The organism is Methylobacterium sp. E-045 (genome assembly GCF_022829685.1).
In the GTDB taxonomy this organism is placed as follows: Bacteria; Pseudomonadota; Alphaproteobacteria; order Rhizobiales; family Beijerinckiaceae; genus Methylobacterium.
Map to the genome: position 1 here is coordinate 197462 of NZ_JAKSYE010000125.1, position 17391 is coordinate 214852.

17 protein-coding genes and 2 tRNA genes are annotated in these 17391 nt (G+C 68.5%); 11 read left to right on the top strand and 8 right to left on the bottom strand.

Features of this window, described 5'->3' with window-relative positions:
* Window positions 1-98 precede the first annotated feature (98 nt).
* Genes MKK51_RS24215 through MKK51_RS24225 form a run of 3 tightly spaced genes read right to left on the bottom strand, consistent with a single transcriptional unit; the run spans window position 99 to window position 2185 of the window.
* Entirely contained in the window at window positions 99-710 is a 612-nt protein-coding gene (locus MKK51_RS24215; protein ID WP_243981788.1) for a TPM domain-containing protein, read from the bottom strand.
* A 1-nt stretch (window position 711) separates the two neighbouring features.
* The gene (locus MKK51_RS24220; protein ID WP_409565758.1) at window positions 712-1527 is read right to left on the bottom strand and encodes a TPM domain-containing protein; all 816 of its coding nucleotides are present in this window, start codon (window positions 1525-1527) and stop codon (window positions 712-714) included.
* A 4-nt stretch (window positions 1528-1531) separates the two neighbouring features.
* Window positions 1532-2185: a LemA family protein gene (locus tag MKK51_RS24225; protein WP_409565759.1), complete on the bottom strand. Its 654-nt coding sequence runs from the start codon at window positions 2183-2185 to the stop codon at window positions 1532-1534.
* A 199-nt stretch (window positions 2186-2384) separates the two neighbouring features.
* Between MKK51_RS24225 and MKK51_RS24230 the strand changes: the two genes are divergently transcribed.
* From MKK51_RS24230 to MKK51_RS24275, 10 genes are all read left to right on the top strand, one after another.
* Window positions 2385-2690, top strand: coding sequence for a SelT/SelW/SelH family protein (locus tag MKK51_RS24230; protein ID WP_243981790.1), 306 nt, complete (start codon window positions 2385-2387; stop codon window positions 2688-2690).
* Between the two features lie 20 nt (window positions 2691-2710).
* Complete coding sequence (locus MKK51_RS24235) at window positions 2711-4915, top strand: sensor histidine kinase (protein ID WP_409565760.1); 2205 nt, start codon at window positions 2711-2713, stop codon at window positions 4913-4915.
* A 505-nt stretch (window positions 4916-5420) separates the two neighbouring features.
* A complete protein-coding gene (locus MKK51_RS24240) occupies window positions 5421-6803 on the top strand; it encodes a methyl-accepting chemotaxis protein (RefSeq protein ID WP_243981800.1) in 1383 nt (460 codons plus the stop codon).
* A gap of 124 nt (window positions 6804-6927) precedes the next feature.
* Entirely contained in the window at window positions 6928-8466 is a 1539-nt protein-coding gene (locus MKK51_RS24245) for an acyl-CoA synthetase (RefSeq protein ID WP_243981802.1), read from the top strand.
* 75 nt (window positions 8467-8541) lie between these two features.
* A complete protein-coding gene (locus MKK51_RS24250; protein WP_243981804.1) occupies window positions 8542-9372 on the top strand; it encodes a glycosyltransferase family 2 protein in 831 nt (276 codons plus the stop codon).
* A 12-nt stretch (window positions 9373-9384) separates the two neighbouring features.
* A tRNA-Ser gene (locus tag MKK51_RS24255) sits at window positions 9385-9476 on the top strand.
* A gap of 327 nt (window positions 9477-9803) precedes the next feature.
* Entirely contained in the window at window positions 9804-10001 is a 198-nt protein-coding gene (locus MKK51_RS24260) for a hypothetical protein (protein WP_243981812.1), read from the top strand.
* Window positions 10002-10134: 133 nt separating this feature from the next.
* A complete protein-coding gene (locus tag MKK51_RS24265; protein ID WP_243981814.1) occupies window positions 10135-10299 on the top strand; it encodes a hypothetical protein in 165 nt (54 codons plus the stop codon).
* A gap of 112 nt (window positions 10300-10411) precedes the next feature.
* Complete coding sequence (locus tag MKK51_RS24270) at window positions 10412-10831, top strand: CopG family transcriptional regulator (RefSeq protein WP_243981815.1); 420 nt, start codon at window positions 10412-10414, stop codon at window positions 10829-10831.
* 62 nt (window positions 10832-10893) lie between these two features.
* Entirely contained in the window at window positions 10894-12111 is a 1218-nt protein-coding gene (locus MKK51_RS24275; protein ID WP_243981816.1) for an alpha/beta hydrolase family esterase, read from the top strand.
* Between the two features lie 46 nt (window positions 12112-12157).
* On the opposite strand, the gene MKK51_RS24280 is transcribed toward MKK51_RS24275, so the two are convergent.
* The 4 genes from MKK51_RS24280 to MKK51_RS24295 form a co-directional block, all read right to left on the bottom strand.
* On the bottom strand, window positions 12158-12259 hold the full coding sequence (locus tag MKK51_RS24280; protein ID WP_313898837.1) for a DUF2474 family protein: 102 nt from the start codon (window positions 12257-12259) through the stop codon (window positions 12158-12160).
* A 35-nt stretch (window positions 12260-12294) separates the two neighbouring features.
* Window positions 12295-13302 carry a cytochrome d ubiquinol oxidase subunit II gene (gene cydB / locus MKK51_RS24285; protein ID WP_243981818.1) on the bottom strand — a complete coding sequence of 336 codons (1008 nt, stop codon included), beginning with the start codon at window positions 13300-13302 and terminating at the stop codon, window positions 12295-12297.
* Window positions 13303-13312: 10 nt separating this feature from the next.
* Window positions 13313-14731 carry a cytochrome ubiquinol oxidase subunit I gene (locus MKK51_RS24290; RefSeq protein WP_243981820.1) on the bottom strand — a complete coding sequence of 473 codons (1419 nt, stop codon included), beginning with the start codon at window positions 14729-14731 and terminating at the stop codon, window positions 13313-13315.
* A gap of 93 nt (window positions 14732-14824) precedes the next feature.
* On the bottom strand, window positions 14825-15229 hold the full coding sequence (locus MKK51_RS24295; protein WP_243981821.1) for a DUF983 domain-containing protein: 405 nt from the start codon (window positions 15227-15229) through the stop codon (window positions 14825-14827).
* 192 nt (window positions 15230-15421) lie between these two features.
* On the opposite strand from MKK51_RS24295, the gene MKK51_RS24300 reads away from it, so the two are divergent.
* Complete coding sequence (locus MKK51_RS24300) at window positions 15422-16813, top strand: PLP-dependent aminotransferase family protein (protein ID WP_243981829.1); 1392 nt, start codon at window positions 15422-15424, stop codon at window positions 16811-16813.
* 371 nt (window positions 16814-17184) lie between these two features.
* On the opposite strand, the gene MKK51_RS24305 is transcribed toward MKK51_RS24300, so the two are convergent.
* Window positions 17185-17259: transfer RNA gene (locus tag MKK51_RS24305), tRNA-Glu, on the bottom strand.
* Window positions 17260-17391 lie beyond the last annotated feature (132 nt).

The following is a 17391-nucleotide window of genomic DNA, read 5'->3' on the forward strand; positions in this document are numbered from 1 at the left end:
CGCTCCCGCAACCCGTCCTTGATGGCGGATCGTCACGGTTCTTCTCGCTCAAAAATTCTTTCGGGGCCAGAGTAAAAAATACAATGTCACGGACGCTGTCAGTCCGTGACGATCACCCGGTTCGGCAACTCGTCGATATCCCCCGCCCGGCGCGGCAGGTGCCGCGCAAGGATCGCGCCGATCCCCTCCACGGCCAAGACGAGACCGTCGGCCGCCGCGCCGCGACGCAGGGACGACAGCAGCGTCTCGATGGCCGACGACCACGCCGCCGGCGAAATCCGCGCAGCGATGCCCGAATCGGCGACGATCTCCGCATGGCCTTCGGCGACGGCGAGGTAGATCAGGATGCCGGTGCGCCCGCGTGTCCGCGCCAATCCGCGGGCGGAGAACTCCCGCGATGCCGCCTCGTGCGCCCTCGCCCGGCGGATCGAGCGTGGAACGAGGAGAAGGCGCGCGCGCGGATGGGCGGCGGCGGCGAGGGCCGCCAGGACGATGGCGGCCTGCGCCAGGGCGATCGACGCGGCACTCCACGGGGTGAGCAGGATCAGCGGCCAGGGCGCCGCGAGCCCGAGGGCCAGCGCCGGCACCAGCGCGGCCGACCGGTAGAGGCCGGCGCGGGCGGCCACGAGAACCACGATCTCCGCCGATGTCGCCGATTCCGCCGTGGCGATCGCCTCGGCGATGCGCGTCCTGTCGGTGCTGTTCAGCATCCTACCAATCCCCGGAGGCGCCGCCCCCTCCCGATGAGCCGCCGCCGCCCGAAAATCCGCCGCCATCCCCGAAGCCGCCGGAGACGCCGCCGCTCCATCCCCCGGAGGATGGGCCGGGCAGGATGATGAAGCCGCCGCCGCGGCGGCCACGGTTCATCCGGTGCACGACGAACAGAATCACCAGGAACAGGACGATGAAGCCGACGACGTGGGACGGCGCGGCTTCGTCGCTTCGCACCTTGCCCTGGCCCTTACCTTGGCCCTTGCCCTGGCGCTGCCACTCGTCGGCGTCGCCGCTGAGGATCGACAGCATGGCATCGACGCCGGCCTTGATGCCGCCGCCGTAATCGCCCGCCTTGAAGCGCGGCGTGATGGACGTGGTGATGATGACTTTCGACAGGGCGTCGGTGAGCGCCCCTTCGAGGCCGTAGCCGACCTCGATCCTGACCTTGCGGTCGTTGGGTGCCACGAGGAGGAGCGCGCCGTTGTTGGTCTTGGCCTGGCCGATGGCCCATGCGCGGAACAGCCGGTTGCCGTAATCCTCGATCGTCAGTCCCTGGAGATTCGGCACCGTCGCCACGACGACCTGATCGGAGGTCTTCTCCTCGTAGGCCTTCAGCTGCGCTTCGAGCGCGACTGTCTCGTCCGGCTTGAGGATGCCGGCGGCATCCACGACCCGGCCGCTGAGGGCCGGGAAGGTCGGCTCCGCCGCCAGGGCCTCGCCGCGAGCCAGAAGGGCGAAGGCGGCGAGGAAGACGACGACGAGCGCCGCGAACGGCGCGCCCGCACCCCGTCGAAGAACCGCGACCCTCGTCACGGCCCTAGAACTTCACGGTCGGCGGCTTGTCCGAATTGGGCGTCGCCGCGAACGTCTCCATGGGCTTCGCTTCGGGATAGAACCACGCGGCGATCCAGCGGCCCGGGATGGTGCGGACCTCGGTGTTGTAGGCCTGGACCGCGCCGATATAGTCGCGCCGCGCCACGGCGATCCGGTTCTCGGTGCCCTCCAGCTGGGATTGCAGCGCCAGGAAGTTCTGGTTCGACTTGAGGTCGGGATAACGCTCCACGGTGACGAGGAGACGGCCCAGCGCTCCGGAGAGCTGGTTCTGGGCGTCCTGGAATTCCTTGAACTTCTGGGGATCGGAGACGGTGGAGGCATCGACCTTCACGCTCGACGCCTTGGCACGCGCTTCCGTGACGCCGACGAGGACGTCCTTCTCCTGCTGGGCGTAGCCCTTCACCGTCTCGACGAGGTTCGGGATCAGGTCGGCGCGACGCTGGTACTGGTTCTGAACCTCGCTCCACGAGGATTTCGCGTTCTCTTCCAGCGTCGGCACCCGGTTGATCGCGCCGCATCCCGAAAGCGTCGTGGCCAGGGCGACGGCGACGAGCGCGGACCGCATGCGGCGGAACACCGAGGGGCGGGGCGAAGGCGCAAAGCTCGCGGGGGCATCGGGACGCAGAACTGACAACATCGGGGGCTCCTCGTAGACGGGCGCGGCATGGCGCGTCCACGCCCCTGCCGCCCGGCAACGCTTGAAGAGATAGGGCGTGATGCACCGGGTGAAAGGCCGGGAAGCGATCCGTCTGCGACGAAACTCCGCGCATATCCGACGGTCGAACTCGCGCGGTGGCAGGTTGACAAGGCACCGTGCTTGGGTCGCTGTGCCGGCCATGGATGAAACGCCACCTGCCCCACAGGTCGAGAAACCCAGGGTTTCCATCACCTACTGCACGCAGTGCCAGTGGCTTCTGCGCGCCGGCTGGATGGCGCAGGAGCTCCTCTCCACCTTCCGCGACGAGATCGGCGAGGTCGCCCTGATCCCGGGGCATGGCGGCGTGTTCCTGATCGTCTGCGGATCGGAGACGATCTGGGACCGGACGCGGGACGGGGGATTTCCCGACGTGAAGACCCTGAAGCAGCGTGTCCGCGATCGGCTTGCGCCGTCCCGCGACCTCGGCCACATCGACAGGCCATGACCGCCGGGCCTGAAAACGAGATGGACCCCACGTTCGAGCGGAAGAGGAGCGGTGGGTGGCAGGCCACGGCCCCGGGCCGGCTGTTCGCGCGCATCCGCCAGCGCGGGTTCTCGACCCAGGTCTACCTCGTCGCCCTCGTGGTGGCGCTGATCGGGCCGGGACTGCTGTTCACGGCGATCCTCCTGTTTCGCTATGCCGGGACCGAGCGGGCGCGTTTCGAGCAGGATGCGCGCGAGAACGTCCGCGGCATCGCCCTGTCCATCGACCGTGACACGGCGGGGCTCGTCTCCGTGCTGCAGACCCTGGCGACGTCGCCTCGCCTGAAGGACGCGGAGTTCGAGAATTTCGATGCGCAGGCGCGGCTCGTCCGGGAAACCGTCGGCCTCGACATCCTGCTGCGCCGGCCGGACGGCCAGCAACTGGTGAACACCTCGGTCCCGCGCGGAGCGCCGCTGCCGAAGACCGCCCTCCCCTTCGACCGCGAGATCGCGTCGGGTACGCAGCGGGCGATGATCTCCGGCATCCTGTCGGGCAGCATGCCCGACCGCGCGACCTATGCCATCGCCGTCCCGGTCCAGAACGAGGGCGAGGTCGTCTATCTCCTCAGCTTCCTCGCGCCGGTGAGCCGGCTGCAGGGCATCCTCGGGCGGGAATACGTCCAGGGCTGGACGACGGGCGTGTCGGACCGGGACGGCATCGCCCTCGCCCGGATCCCCGATCCGGCATCGATCGTCGGGCGCCCGCGCCTCGCGACCCTTCGCCAGCGCCAGACCGAGACACCGGGGGTCTGGGAAGGCAAGGACTTCAACATGCGCCCCGTCACCGTCGTCGAGGCGCGCTCGCGCCTCACCGGCTGGACCGTGAGCGCGGTGATCCCGAAGGCCTTGGTGGATGCGCGGCTGCGCGGATGGATCTGGGCCTTCACCGGCTTCGGCTTCCTCGTCTTCGCAACCTCGTCGATCCTCGCCATCAATCTCTGGTCGAAGGTCTCCCAGCCCTTGCGCCGCCTCGTGGCGACGGGTCCGGCCCTGGCGCGGGGCGAGGCGATCCCGCGCATCACCTCGCCGATCCACGAGATCCGCCGTCTCGGCGACGTGCTGGCGGACGCCTCCCTGCGCCTGCGCACCCGGGGCGAGGAGCGCGACTCGGCCCTCGCCGAGACCGAGCGCGGCCTCTCGGCCCTGCGCGAGAGCGAGGCACGGTTCCGGCACATGGCGGATTCCGCGCCCGCCCTCATCTGGATGACGGACGAGGTCGGGGAGATCAGCTTCGCCAACCTGCATTTCGACCATCTGTTCGGCAAGCCGGCCAGCGCCCTCGCCGCCGGCGGGTGGCAGACGATCGTCCATCCGGACGACCTGCCGGCCTTCGCCGCCAAGCTCGCCGACGCCTTCGCCGGCCGCGTTCCCGTGAGGGCGGAGGTCCGGGTCGTGGATCGCGACGGCGTGGTGCGCTGGCTGCGGTGCGAAGGCGTACCGCGCCTCGATGATACCGGGACCTTCCTCGGCTATACCGGCTGCAACGTGGACATCACCGATGCCAAGCGTGCGGAAGAGCATCTGCTCCTGCTCATCCACGAACTCAACCACCGTGTGAAGAACACCCTCGCCACCGTCCAGTCCATCGCCATCCAGTCCCTGCGCGGCCTCGACACGCCGGAGGCGGCCGCCGCCAAGGCCGCGTTCGAAGCGCGGCTCCTGGCGCTCGCCCGCGTTCACGACGTGCTCACCCGCGAAAGCTGGGAGGGGGCGGAACTCGGAAACGTGGTGGCCGACGCCACCGCTCCCCTCGACTCCGCCGAAGCGGGTCGATCCCGCTTCATCGTCTCGGGGCCGCATCTGCGCCTGCCGCCCCGGCTCGCGCTCTCCATCGCCATGGCGCTGCACGAACTCGGCACCAACGCGGTCAAGTACGGCTCGCTCTCGCGGGAGGGCGGCACGGTGACGATCAGCTGGAGCGTGGTGAAGGAGCCGGAAACCCGCCTCCTCCTGCGCTGGAGCGAGAGCGGCGGGCCGCCGGTGACGCAGCCGACACGCACCGGGTTCGGCTCGCGCCTCATCGAGCGCAGCCTCGCCCGCGAGCTCGACGGCGAGGTCCAGCTCCTGTTCGCAGCCAGCGGGGTTGTCTGCTCGATCGAAGCGCCCGTGCCTCCGCCGACCCTGCTCGAGCGCAAGGCGGGCCTCGTCCCCACGCGACCTGCACCGCTTCTGCCCCGTTCGGCCTGATCTCTCCAGCGATCAGGACACCTCACGCTCGCCGGAGCGAAGTCCGGACCTCGAGCTCCGTCGGATTGTGGCGTCCACCTGCGGCACCGTCCCGAAGGGCGTAAACCAGACGACGGCAGAAATTTACTTCACTGCGCGCAGCATCACGCGAAATGGATTTCAAATACAGGGCGTAAGTCTCTTGTCATTGGCGCGAGTTCAATCGCGATCATCCATGATCATGGCGTGGCGTAGCATGTGATGGCATAGAAATTTTTATATGACGTATTGATAATGAAAAAACGGCTTATCCAGCAAATTATCGTAGGCCATTGTGTTGTCGATACTGCCGGAGAAAGAATACTTTCGATTATCGAGCATTCCGACCCTCGTGGAGATTGGCGCGGCCATCCGCGAGATCGACGATGCCCGGGCACCGGAGGGCGCGGAGCGAGGGCCTGCTAAGGCGCCATTAATCAATAGATCCTATGACCTTGTCCGATCGATATCTTAGGGTTGTAGTTTTATGATTGGCTTCTCCCGCAAGCGTCCGGCCTCCGACACGGTTGCGGTGCCCGCCGCGGCTCAGCAGATCGAGGCCGACGACCTTCGTCTCAGCGCGGCGGTGGATGCGTTGATGTCGAGCCAGGGGCTGGCGGCGGTCGACCTGCCGGACGGAAAGCTGAAATCCGCGATCGAGCGTCTTCGCCACCGTGGCGAGGACGACGGCCGGCGCAACCTGTCCTCCATCGCTGCGATGTCGAAGGAAGCGTCCGAGGCGGCCATCAACATCGGCTGGATGACCTACGACGTCGGTGAGGTCGCCCGTGCCACGCAGACGATCGCCGGCGCCACGGAAGAGATGGCCGCGTCCATCGCCGAGGTCTCCCAGACATCCGATACGGTCGTCACCGTCGCTCAGAATGCCCTCACCGCCATGAGCGCCTGCATCGGCGACGGCCGCGAGGCCAAGTCGGCCATGCAGGAGATCGACGTCCGCACGTCGCTCATCTCCGAGCGTGTCGTGGTGCTGGAGCGCGCCATCGCCCAGATCGAGATCATGGCGACCGCCATCGCGTCGATCTCCGCCCAGACCAACCTGCTCGCCCTGAACGCCACCATCGAGGCGGCGCGGGCCGGCGAGGCCGGTCGCGGCTTCTCCGTGGTCGCCGCCGAGGTCAAGTCGCTCTCCGCCCAGACCGCCAAGTCCACGGGGGAGATCCGGGGCCTTCTCAGCACTCTGACGACGGAAATGGCGGCGATTTCCGTCGCCGTCGGCGAGAGCCGGAACGCCGTCACGTCCGGCCGGGCCATCGTCGAACAGCTGGAAACCCGGGTCGAGCAGACCAACGAGCAGATCTCCCAGGCGAGCGACCTGAATCAGGCGATCTCGCAGATGCTCTCCCAGCAGCGTTCGGCCACCGCCGAGATCTCCACCAGCGTCCAGAACATCGCCGGAAAGGCCGCCAAGACCCACGAGGAGATCGACAAGATCACGACGCGCCTCGTGAAGGCCGAGGATTTCGGCCGCACCGCCCTCGCGGCGGAAAGCGGACGCGTCCAGGCCCATGGCCTGGTCTGCCTGCCGGCGGATGTCGGCATGTGGAAGCGCAAGCTTGCCCGCATCCTCGTCGGGCTCGCCCCGGCCGCGTCCTCCGACCCGACGATGCTGGGCATCGCAAACCACAGCGTCTGCACGGAGTTGCAGGACGGCCCGCTGCGCGATCATCCGGCCCTGGCCCGTCTCGCCGGTGCCGAGCGGACCGCGCTCGACGACGCCAAGAAGATGACCGATGCCGTCGCCGCGAACAATTGGGACGTGGGTACGCCGGCCTATCAGGCCGCGTCCGCCGCCATGAAGGCGATGCTCGCCGCGGCCAAGGAGCTCCTCGCCGTCAAGACGGCGTGATCGCCGCCCGTCGCGGACAACGCGCTCTCGAACGTTCCGAAGTCCCGCGGTCGGCTCTTGTTGCCGGCCGCGGGTTTCGGCATGGCTTGAACGCCTTGCCACGTCGAGACTTCGAACCGTTTCCATGATCCGACCGGACGCTCCTCCACCGGCCCGTTTCAATGCCGCCCGTCATTGCCTTGCGGAGAATGCCCGCCTGCGGCCGGACAAGACCGCGCTGATCATGGCGGGCGCGGAGGGTGGGGCGTTTCACCTGACCTTCGCCGAAGCCGACCGCGCCGTGCGCGGCATCGCCGCCGGTCTCCTCTCCCTCGGCCTGCGCCGCGGCGACCGCGTGATGATCCGGATGGGCAACGAGGCGGATTACGTCCTCGTCTATTTCGGGGCGCTCGCCGCCGGCCTCGTGGCCCTGCCGTCCTCGCCCCAGCTGACGCCGGCGGAAGCCGCGTTCCTCATGGAGAATTCCGGCGCCGCCGCCGTGGTCACCGGGGCGGGCCACCGCCTCGATCCGGCCGAGTCCGCAGGTCGGATCGTCCTCGGCCCCTCCGAGATCGCCGCGATGAAGCGGGCCGAGCCGGTCGCGGAGTATGCCGACACCGCGGCGGACGATCCGGCGACCCTGGTCTACACCTCCGGCACCACCAGCCGGCCGAAGGGCGTGCTCCACGCCCATCGGGCGATCTGGGGGCGCCGCCCGATGCATGCGCATTGGCTGGGGCTGACAGAGGCCGACGTCATGCTGCATGCCGGCACCATGAACTGGACCTATACGCTCGGCGTCGGCATCACCGATCCGTGGTCCTGCGGTGCCACGAGCGTCCTCTACGACGGCCCCCGCGATCCTGCCGTCTGGCCCGCCCTCATCGCCCGGCACGGGGCGACGCTGTTTGCCGCGGTGCCGAGCCTCTTCCGCCAGATCCTGAAATACGCCGACCTGTCCGTGCACGACCTGTCCCGCCTGCGCCACGGCTGCACCGCCGGCGAGGCCCTGCCCCCGGAACTGCTGGAGGCCTGGACCGCCGCCACCGGCAAGCCCCTCTACGAGGCGCTCGGCATGAGCGAGATCTCGACCTACGTCTCGAGCGGTCCCACCATCCCGGTGAAGCCCGGCTCGCCCGGCAAGCCCCAGCCCGGGCGCCGCGTGGCGATCCTGCCGGTGGACGGTCCGGACGAGCCCCTGCCGGAGGGTGAGACCGGGCTCCTCGCGATCCACCGCACGGAGCCGGGCCTGATGCTCGGCTACTGGAACCGGCCCGAGGAGGAGGCCGCCGTCCTGCGCGGCGAATGGTTCGCGGGCGGCGATCTCGCGAGCCTCGACGGGGACGGCTACCTCTGGTTCCACGGGCGCAACGACGACCTGATGAACGCCCTCGGCTACCGGGTCTCGCCCAACGAGGTCGAGGGCGTGGTCGGGGGGCATCCCTCCGTCGCCGAAGTCGGCGTCGCCGAGCTCGCCGTCCGGGCCGACCTGAAGGTCATCGCCGCCTTCATCGTCCTGAAGCCGGGTGAAGAGCCCGACCGGGCCTCGATCCTGGCCTGGTGCGGCGAGAGACTGGCCGCCTACAAGTGCCCGCGCGAGGTGCGCTTCCTCGATGCCCTGCCCCGCACCGCCAATGGCAAGGTCCAGCGCAAGCGGCTGGCCGACCAGCCGGTCGTGGCATGAGGTCGAGGCCGCTGCCGTGCCCCTGCCCGAGAAAGGGGTATCGGCCGGCAGGGCCGATATCGTAGAGCCCTGACCATGTCCGCGCCGCCGCTCTCGATCTTCCTCATCGCCTTCAACGAAGCCGACCGGATCGGCGCGACCATCCGCGCGGTCCGCGACCTGACCGACGACCTCGTGGTGGTGGATTCCGGCTCCACCGATGGAACGCAGGCCCTGGCGGCCTCCCTCGGCGCGCGGGTGATCCACAACGACTGGCCCGGCTACGGGCCGCAGAAGCGTTTCGCCGAGGCCGCGTGCCGTCACGACTGGCTACTGAACCTCGATGCGGACGAGGTGGTGCCTCCGGACCTGTCCGACGCCATCCAGGCCCTGTTCGCCGCCGGCGAGCCCGCCCATCCCGCCTACCGCATCGCCATCGCGGAGATCTTCCCCGGCGAGGTCAAACCGCATCCCTGGGCCTATGCCCTTCATCCCGTCCGCCTCTACCGCAAGGACAGGGGCCGCTACTCGCCCTCCCCCGTCCATGACCGGGTGGAGCTCGATCCCGGCGCCAGCGTCGGCCGAGTGACGGGGGTCATCCACCACTTTTCCGTGCGCTCGCTCGGCGACCAGCTCGACAAGCTCAACCGCTATTCCGACCAGCAGGCCCGGGATCTGGAAGCCCGCGGCGTCACGATCCCCACCTGGCGGATCTTCGTCGAACTGCCGCTGAATTTCCTCAAGGCCTATCTCGGCCGGCGCCATTTCGTGCGGGGCGTCTACGGCTTTCTGACCGCCGCGAATTACGCCATCTCCCGCCATCTCAGGGTGGCCAAGCACTACGAACGGCGCAGCGCGCTGATTTCCACCCCATTGCCGCCGATCGACCCCGCGAAGCGGGTTGACCCGTCCGACGCGAAATTCTAGAGCCACCTCTACGGAGACGTGGCCGAGCGGCTGAAGGCACTCGTTTGCTAAATGAGCATACCCCGAAAGGGGTATCGAGGGTTCGAATCCCTCCGTCTCCGCCATTCCCTTTCAGCGAGCAATTTTAAGCACTTAGCCTGGTACCTGCCGGGCATTTCCTGCTTGATCGCGGTCGTGGTTATGGACCGGTGCCGCGTCGGTGACGCCGCTGATATCCGTCCCGCGCCAGTCGGGTTCGCGTTTCCCTCCTCGCTGATGAATCTCAGCTCGTCACCGGGATCGCGGCGACGTTCGGTGGCCCTATCGCAGGCGCCGGTGGCAGGGCCGACGGCGGAGCCCCTCTCCGACGGCGTTCGGCCCCATGGGAACCCGACCCCGAGCCCCGTGCTTGCTCTCACAAGCGGGCCTTCTGCCCGGAGGAGGAGATGTCCATGTCGAGCGACACCGAGAAACATCACGCGCTACTGGCCGCACTGAAAGCCGCTCAGGGCAAGGGCGACGGATCGTTCGAGCAGGCCGTCACGCAAGCCTTCGAGCATGTCTTCGAGCATCTCGAGCGCCTGAACGCCATGAGCGGTCCCGAGGAAGGGCGCGCCCTTCACGCCGGCGAGTCCCCGACCCTGCGGTAGGGCCCAAGCCAACCCGCCGAGGTCGGTTCCATCGTGGGGAGCGGGGCTTCCGGCTTCCGGTCCCCATGACCGCGCGGGCGTCGACCCATCATGTGGGACGAATGCCCGTGGTCCGTGGCAGGAACGTTCGCGCATGGCCACGACGCCGCGCGGGATCACCCTCGCCCGACCGACGATGACCTGCGTCACGGCTGGCGACGACGGGCGCTCCGTCTTCCCGTCGGCCATCACCGCCACGGTGGGGGCCAGAAGCGCCAGCAGTGTCGCCCGCCTGCTCCATCCCGTTCCACCTCGCTGAGGGCGGGGCGCCCGACCCTCATTGGTGAGCCATGGGTCGCCGCCGGGTCTTGCGCCCGTGCTGCGAGACGCCATCTACAGACCATCCACCGGGATGGTATGGGGATGGTTCGATGTCGAATACGGTTCGTGAGCTTCGCCCCAAAACGCCCGACAGCGAGAAGCTGACCCTCAATCTCGGCTTCGTCGACCTCGGCCAGATCGACCTTCTCGTCCGGGACGGATTCTACGCCAACCGTGCCGATTTCATCCGCACGGCGGTGCGCAATCAGCTCGACCGGCAGGGCGACGCGGTGAAGCAGTCGGTCGCCCGCAAGCAGCTCAGCCTGGGTCTGTCCCACTACACCGTCCGCGATCTCGAAGCCGCCAGGGCCGCCGGGACGCCGCTGCATATTCAGGTGCTCGGTCTTGCCAGCATCGCGTTCGACGTGACGCCGGAGCTGGCCCGACAGGCCATCGCCTCGGTGCAGGTCCTCGGGGCGTTCCAGGCCAGTCCCGAGGTCAAGGCGGCTCTGGCCGACCGCATCGCCTGACCGCTCGCCCCGACCCGCCAGGAACGCCGTTCCGGGCCGCCGCCCCCTCCAGGACCATGACCATGACCGCTTTCTCCACCGTCGACATGGGTGAGGTGACCCGTCTCACCCGCGCGGGCCAGCTCAGCGAGGCGATGGCCCTGCTCCAGGGCAAGCCCGCCTCACCCGCAACGGCGCCGGCCGGCAACCAGGGGGCGGCCGAGACCATCGACATGGTGGCGCCCACGATGTCCGGCGGGGCCTGGACCGCGCCCGGCACCGAGCGCGCCGCCGCCGATGGAGCCGCGAACGCGGCGAAAGCCGCCTTCGCCCGGCCGGGCCTCGCGGAGACGGTCCAGACCCTGCGCGCGCGTTTCCCCAAGATGGGCGCGATGCCGGACCTCGGACACGGCATCGGAGCGGCGCGCGGCGTCACCGTCGCCGTGCCGGACGGGGCACGGTTCGAGGAGCGCAGCTTCAGCAACGATGCGGGCAGCCGGGCGTACAAGGTCTATGTCCCGAGCGGCTACCGGGGCCAGGCCCTTCCCGTCGTCGTCATGCTGCATGGCTGCACCCAGAACCCGGACGATTTCGCCGCCGGAACCCGCATGAACGCACTCGCCGAGGCGCAGACGTTCCTCGTGGCCTATCCCGGCCAGCCCCAGTCGGCCAATATGCAGAAGTGCTGGAACTGGTTCAACGCCGCCGACCAGCAGCGGGGCCGCGGCGAACCCTCCCTCATCGCCGGCATCGCACTCGAGGTGGTGAAGGAGTTCTCCGCCGATCCGAGCCGGGTCTATGCGGCGGGCCTGTCGGCCGGCGGGGCGGCGGCGGCGATCATGGCCGCCACCTATCCGGATGTCTTCGCGGCGATCGGCGTCCATTCCGGGCTCCCGTGCGGGGCGGCCAGCGACATGCCCTCCGCCTTTGCGGCCATGAACGGGAGCCGCAGCGTCACCGCCCCGCAGAACGGCCCCGGCGTGCCGACCATCGTCTTCCACGGAGATGCCGACAAGACGGTGAAACCGGTCAACGGCGACCGGGTCATCGCCGTCGCCATGCCGGGCGCTTCGCTCTCGCGCACGGCAACCCGAGGGACGACCGAAGGCGGGATGGCCTTCACCCGGACGGTCCGCACGGATGCGTCCGGGCGCGCCATGCTGGAACATTGGGCGCTCCACGGCGCGGGCCATGCCTGGTCCGGCGGAAGCGGCGACGGAAGCTACACCGATCCGCGCGGCCCCGATGCCAGCCGCGAGATGGTGCGGTTCTTCCTGACGCATGCGAACCGCTCGTCGTGATCGAGGTCGCCGCTTCGCATGTCGCGATGCGCTCGGCCCCTCGGCGCTAACCGGCCTTGAGCCAGGCGCGTAGACCGAAGGAGACGATCCCGAGGGCGACGATGCTCGCCGCCCAGATCGCCACGAACCAGAGGAGACGTCGCCACAACGGAAGTGGGCTTTGGTGCGACGCGGCGGGTTCCATCAATGGTACCCCGCCGCGTCCACCTTTCCGCGAAAGACCCAATACGAGTAGGCGGTATAGGCCAGGATGACGGGGATCAGCACGGACGCGCCGGCCAGGAGGAAGGCCTGGCTCGCATGCGGCGAGGCCGCCTCCCAGATGGTGATGCGGCCGGGCACGATATCCGGGAAGATGCTGATCCCGAGCCCGGCGAAGGACAGCAGGAACAGGCCGAGGGAGAGGAGAAACGGCGCGGTCTCGGCCCCCTTCCTCAAGAGGTGGAAGAACAGGAACGAGGCGACGGCCACCAGGATCGGCACCTGCGCCGTGAGCAGCACGTTGGGCATGGAGAACCAGCGCTCCCAATATTGCCCCTTCAGGAACGGCGTCGCCGCGCTCACCACCGCCACGGCGGCGATCGTCGCCGCGCCGAGCCAGAGGGAGAGGGTGCGGGCGCGTTCCTGCAGCGATCCTTCCGTGCGCATGACGAGCCAGGTCGCCCCCAGGAGCGCGTAGCCGCAGACCAGACCGAGACCGACGACCACGCTGAAGGGAGACAGCCAGTCCCACCAGCCGCCGGCATAGGCGCGGCCCTCGACCTTGATACCCTGCAGCAGGGCGCCGAGGGCGACGCCCTGGGCGAAGGTGGCCACCACCGATCCGCCGGTGAAGGCGACATCCCACAGGGCCCGGTGAGCCGGGTCGCGCCACCGGAACTCGAAGGCGACGCCGCGGAAGATCAGGCCCAGCAGCATGGCGATGATCGGCGCGTAGAGGGCCGGCATGATCACCGCGTAGGCGAGCGGAAAGGCGGCGAACAGCCCTCCCCCGCCGAGGACCAGCCAAGTCTCGTTGCCGTCCCAGACCGGGGCCACGGAGTTCATGGCGGTGTCCCGCTCATGCCCCGGCTGGAAGGCCGGGAACAGGATCCCGAGGCCGAGATCGAACCCGTCCATCACGATATAGGCGAAGACCGCGAAGGCGATGATGAAGGCCCAGACCACGGTCAGGTCGATGCTCGCGAGCATGGTGGCGTCCTCACTCGGCCGGATGGAGGGAGCGGCCGGGATCGACCGAGGAGGCGGGCGTGATGCCCGCGGTACGGATCGGAACGCCGGGCTCGATCCCGTGCTCGCCGAGATGCGGGGATTTCGCCATCAGGCGCAGGATGTAGAGGATCCCCATGCCGAACACCGCAAAGTAGATCAGCACGAAGGCGACGAGGGAGGAGCCCACGGCCGGGGCCGACAGCGGTGACGCCGAGTCCGCCGTGCGCAGCAGGCCGTAGACCGTGAAGGGCTGCCGCCCCACCTCCGTGGTGATCCAGCCCGCCACCACCGCCACGAACCCGGCCGGCCCCATGGCGATGGCGAAGCGATGCAGGAGCGTCCATTCGTAGAGCGCCTTCCTGTACCGCGCATACAGGCTGACGACTCCGAGGAGCAGCATCAGCATTCCGAGGCTGATCATCACCCGGAAGGACCAGAACACCACCGGAACCGGCGGCCAGTTCTTGCGATCCACCGTATCGAGCCCCTTCAGCGGCTCGTTCCAGCCGTGTTTGAGGATCAGCGACGACAGTTTCGGGATAGCGACCTGGTAGTCGACCCGGCCTTCCGCCTGGTTCGGCAGGCCGAACAGGATCAGCGGCGCGCCGTCCGGATGGCTCTCGAAATGCCCCTCCATCGCCATGACCTTGGCGGGCTGGTGCTCGAGGGTGTTCAGCCCGTGGGCATCGCCCGCCAGGATCTGCAGCGGCGCGACGAGGGCGGCCATCCACATGGCCATCGAGAACATCGTCCGGGCCCCGAGATTGTAGCGGTCGCGCAGCAGGTGCCAGGCTCCGACCGCGCCGACCACGAGGGACGTAGTGAGGTAGGCGGCCAGCACCATGTGGACCAGACGATAGGGGAAGGAGGGGTTGAAGACGATCGCCCACCAATCCTCGGGGATGAACTGGCCGGCGGCATTGACCCCGTAGCCCTGCGGCGTCTGCATCCAGGAGTTCACCGACAGGATCCAGAAGGCGGAGAAGAAGGTGCCGACCGCCACCATCAGGGTGGCGAAGAAATGCAGCTTCGGGCCGACCCTGGACATGCCGAACAGCATCACGCCGAGGAAGCCGGCTTCGAGGAAGAAGGCCGAGAGCACCTCGTAGGCCATCAGCGGGCCGAGCACCGGTCCCGTCCTGTCGGAGAAGACCGACCAGTTCGTGCCGAACTGGTAGGACATGACCAGGCCGGACACGACGCCCATGGCGAAGGCGATGGCGAAGATCTTGATCCAGTACTTGAACAGATCGAGGAAGACCTGACGGCCGGTCGCCAGCCAGAGGCCTTCGAGCACGGCGAGAAAGCTGGCGAGCCCGATGGAGAATGCCGGGAACACGATGTGGAAGGCCACCGTGAACCCGAACTGGATTCTGGCGAGCAGGAGAGCGTCAACGTCCGACAGCATGTCGATCAACCTGGATGGTGACGGGGAACGGGCGGTGACGCGACTCGAAAACGGGAGAGGCGGGAGGAACCCTGCCCCATCGTCTCGTCCCGCTCAACGTCCGGTCTCGGGTTCGGGCCTCCGTGAGGACGCAACGGCGAAGCGGCCTTCCTCGGCCTTGTTGATGTACTGGCTCGCGATGAAGAGACCCTTGAGGGGGCGGATGATCGGCACGCAGGCCAGGAGAAGCAGCGGGAGGGTGAGCACCGCATGGGTCCAGAACGGCGGATCGTAGGACAGGTCCAGCCAGATCCCGAAGGCGGTGACGGGAAACGCCATCGACATCATGATGAAGAAGGCGGGGCCGTCCGCCGGATCGGCAAAACCGTAATCGAGACCGCAGGCTTCGCATTGCGGCTTCAAGGTGATGAAGCCGTCGAACAGCCGCCCTTCGCCGCAGCGCGGGCAGCGGCAGCGCAGGCCGACCGACAACAGGGATCGATCCTTGGTTCTGTCCATGGTCGAGGTTCCTCGCTCGTGGCTCACGTCCCGCGGTGGAAAGGCTGCGGCTCAGATTTGCGTGCCCGACATTGTATGGTATCGAAAACCATACAATGCTCTGCGTCTTGAGGCATGGCCAACGGGTCTCTCGAGCGCAATGCATCTCTCGCTGTTCGATGTATGCATACAACTTCGCGTATTGTAGGGTCAATGATGGAATCGTGGAGCCCTACAATTCTGGATGAGCCCGGCCCGAAATATCTGGCCATCGTCCGGGTCCTGGCGGAGGACATTCGCACCGGTCGGCTCGCCCCCGGCATGCGGCTGCCGCCGCAGCGCAGCTTGGCCAGGCATCTCGACGTCGATCTCACCACCGTCACGCGGGCCTTCAACGAAGCCCGGAGGGCCGGGCTGATCGATGCCTCGGCCGGGCGCGGCAGCTTCGTCCGCGCCGCCGCGTCGCCACTCGCGAAAGTCCGGGTGCCGGACCCGTCGGCGAGCGTCGATTTCAGCATGAACATGCCGCCCCAGCCGGCGGAGGCGCGGCTCGCCGAGCGCATGGAGGCGGGATTGGCGCGGGTTTCCGCCTCGCCGGGCTTCCTCGACCGCCTGCAGTATCAGGACAGCGCCGGCAATCTGGCGGATCGCGCGGCTGCGGCGACCTGGCTCGCTCGCCGGCTGGGTCCCGTGTCGGTCCAGCGGGTCATCGTGGCCGCCGGGGCGCAGACCGCCCTCTCGGCCATTCTCGCCGTGCTGCTGAAGCCCGGCGACGCGCTCTGCGTTCCCGCCCTCACTTATCCGGGCCTGCGCATGGCGGCGGAGCGGCGTGGTGCCCGGTTGCTCCCCGTCGCGACCGATCGCGACGGCATCGACCCCGATTCTTTCCTCGATCAGTGCCGGACCGAGAGACCGCGCGCCCTCTACCTGGTGCCGACCCTCGACAACCCGACGACGGCGACGATCCCGCTCGCCCGTCGGGAGCGGATCGCCGAGATCGCCCGGTCCCACGGGGTCGCGATCATCGAGGACGACGCCTACGGCGCCCTGCCGCCCGACGCTCCGCCCCCGTTCGCGGCTCTGGCCGGCGACATCACCTGGCATGTGGCGACCTTGTCGAAATGCGTCACGCCGGGCTTGCGCATCGCCTATGTCGCCGTGCCGGGCACGAACGAAGCGGTCCGCGTCGCGGCCGAACTGCGCGCCATCAGCATGATGGCGTCACCGCTGGCCGCCGCCCTCGCTTCTCATTGGATCACGCATGGCGACCTCGACGCGATCGTCGCGTCCATCCGGCAGGAGAACGGCCGCCGCCAGAGCGTGGCGCGGCAGGCCCTGCAAGGCCTCGATGTCCTGGCTCATCCCTGCGGGCATCACCTCTGGCTCCCCCTGCCGCCGCCCTGGCGCCGCGACGCGTTCGGGGCGCATGCGCGGCAACTCGGATTGTCCGTGATCCAGAGCGACGCCTTCGCCGTCGGCCCGGCCCCCGACGCGATCCGCGTCTCCCTCGGTGCCGCCCCCGACGGCGAGGCCCTGCGCTACGGCCTCGGCCTTCTGGCGACCCTGCTGGCGCATCCGCCCGGTGCCATTTCCACCGTCGTGTGAGGGCAAGGTCGGTGACTCCGGTGCCGGGATCGTAGCTCCGCCCCCCTCTGGAACCCGAATGGAGAACGACCCCATGTCCATACGGACGTCGCCGAGCGAAGGCGTCGATCCAGGTGGCCGCGGTGAGTTCACCTGCGGGATGACCATGTGGCCGGGGGGACAGTCGGCCCTGTCGAGGATCATGATCCGGAAGGCGGGCCCTCGCCCCAGTGAGATCGCGCCACCCGGCGGTATTACCGCGCCGGCATCTGCAGATGTTTGCGAAGATGCGAGCCGAGGTGAGAGACCCGAGATCCCGGTCTCAGAGCCGCAGTCCGACGTGGCGACGAACGCATCGCGCCAACCCGATCAGCGTCGACGCTTGATGGTGTTGGCGCGCCCTGCGGGAATCGAACCCGCCTTTTCAGCGTGAAAGGCTGACGTCCTAACCGATAGACGAAGGGCGCTTGCTCGGGAGCGAGGGTTCTATAGGCGGCTTCCCCCGGCAGGGCAACCGGCGTTTCGCGGTGTTTCGCGCTTGACGAACGGCATGGCGGTCGCTTTGTCGCTGCTCAGCATCGGCGCGGCGTTTCCGTCCT

Bases quoted from the DNA above. Each gene is read 5' to 3' on its own strand.
- MKK51_RS24250 (WP_243981804.1), top strand. From the start codon at position 8,542: ATGTCCGCGCCGCCGCTCTCGATCTTCCTCATCGCCTTCAACGAAGCC.
- MKK51_RS24265 (WP_243981814.1), top strand. From the start codon at position 10,135: ATGGCCACGACGCCGCGCGGGATCACCCTCGCCCGACCGACGATGACC.
- MKK51_RS24230 (WP_243981790.1), top strand. From the start codon at position 2,385: ATGGATGAAACGCCACCTGCCCCACAGGTCGAGAAACCCAGGGTTTCC.
- MKK51_RS24300 (WP_243981829.1), top strand. From the start codon at position 15,422: ATGATGGAATCGTGGAGCCCTACAATTCTGGATGAGCCCGGCCCGAAA.
- MKK51_RS24215 (WP_243981788.1), bottom strand. From the start codon at position 710: ATGCTGAACAGCACCGACAGGACGCGCATCGCCGAGGCGATCGCCACG.
- MKK51_RS24245 (WP_243981802.1), top strand. From the start codon at position 6,928: ATGATCCGACCGGACGCTCCTCCACCGGCCCGTTTCAATGCCGCCCGT.
- MKK51_RS24290 (WP_243981820.1), bottom strand. From the start codon at position 14,731: ATGCTGTCGGACGTTGACGCTCTCCTGCTCGCCAGAATCCAGTTCGGG.
- MKK51_RS24270 (WP_243981815.1), top strand. From the start codon at position 10,412: ATGTCGAATACGGTTCGTGAGCTTCGCCCCAAAACGCCCGACAGCGAG.
- MKK51_RS24295 (WP_243981821.1), bottom strand. From the start codon at position 15,229: ATGGACAGAACCAAGGATCGATCCCTGTTGTCGGTCGGCCTGCGCTGC.
- MKK51_RS24240 (WP_243981800.1), top strand. From the start codon at position 5,421: ATGATTGGCTTCTCCCGCAAGCGTCCGGCCTCCGACACGGTTGCGGTG.
- MKK51_RS24225 (WP_409565759.1), bottom strand. From the start codon at position 2,185: ATGTTGTCAGTTCTGCGTCCCGATGCCCCCGCGAGCTTTGCGCCTTCG.
- MKK51_RS24235 (WP_409565760.1), top strand. From the start codon at position 2,711: ATGGACCCCACGTTCGAGCGGAAGAGGAGCGGTGGGTGGCAGGCCACG.
- cydB (WP_243981818.1), bottom strand. From the start codon at position 13,302: ATGCTCGCGAGCATCGACCTGACCGTGGTCTGGGCCTTCATCATCGCC.
- MKK51_RS24275 (WP_243981816.1), top strand. From the start codon at position 10,894: ATGACCGCTTTCTCCACCGTCGACATGGGTGAGGTGACCCGTCTCACC.
- MKK51_RS24260 (WP_243981812.1), top strand. From the start codon at position 9,804: ATGTCGAGCGACACCGAGAAACATCACGCGCTACTGGCCGCACTGAAA.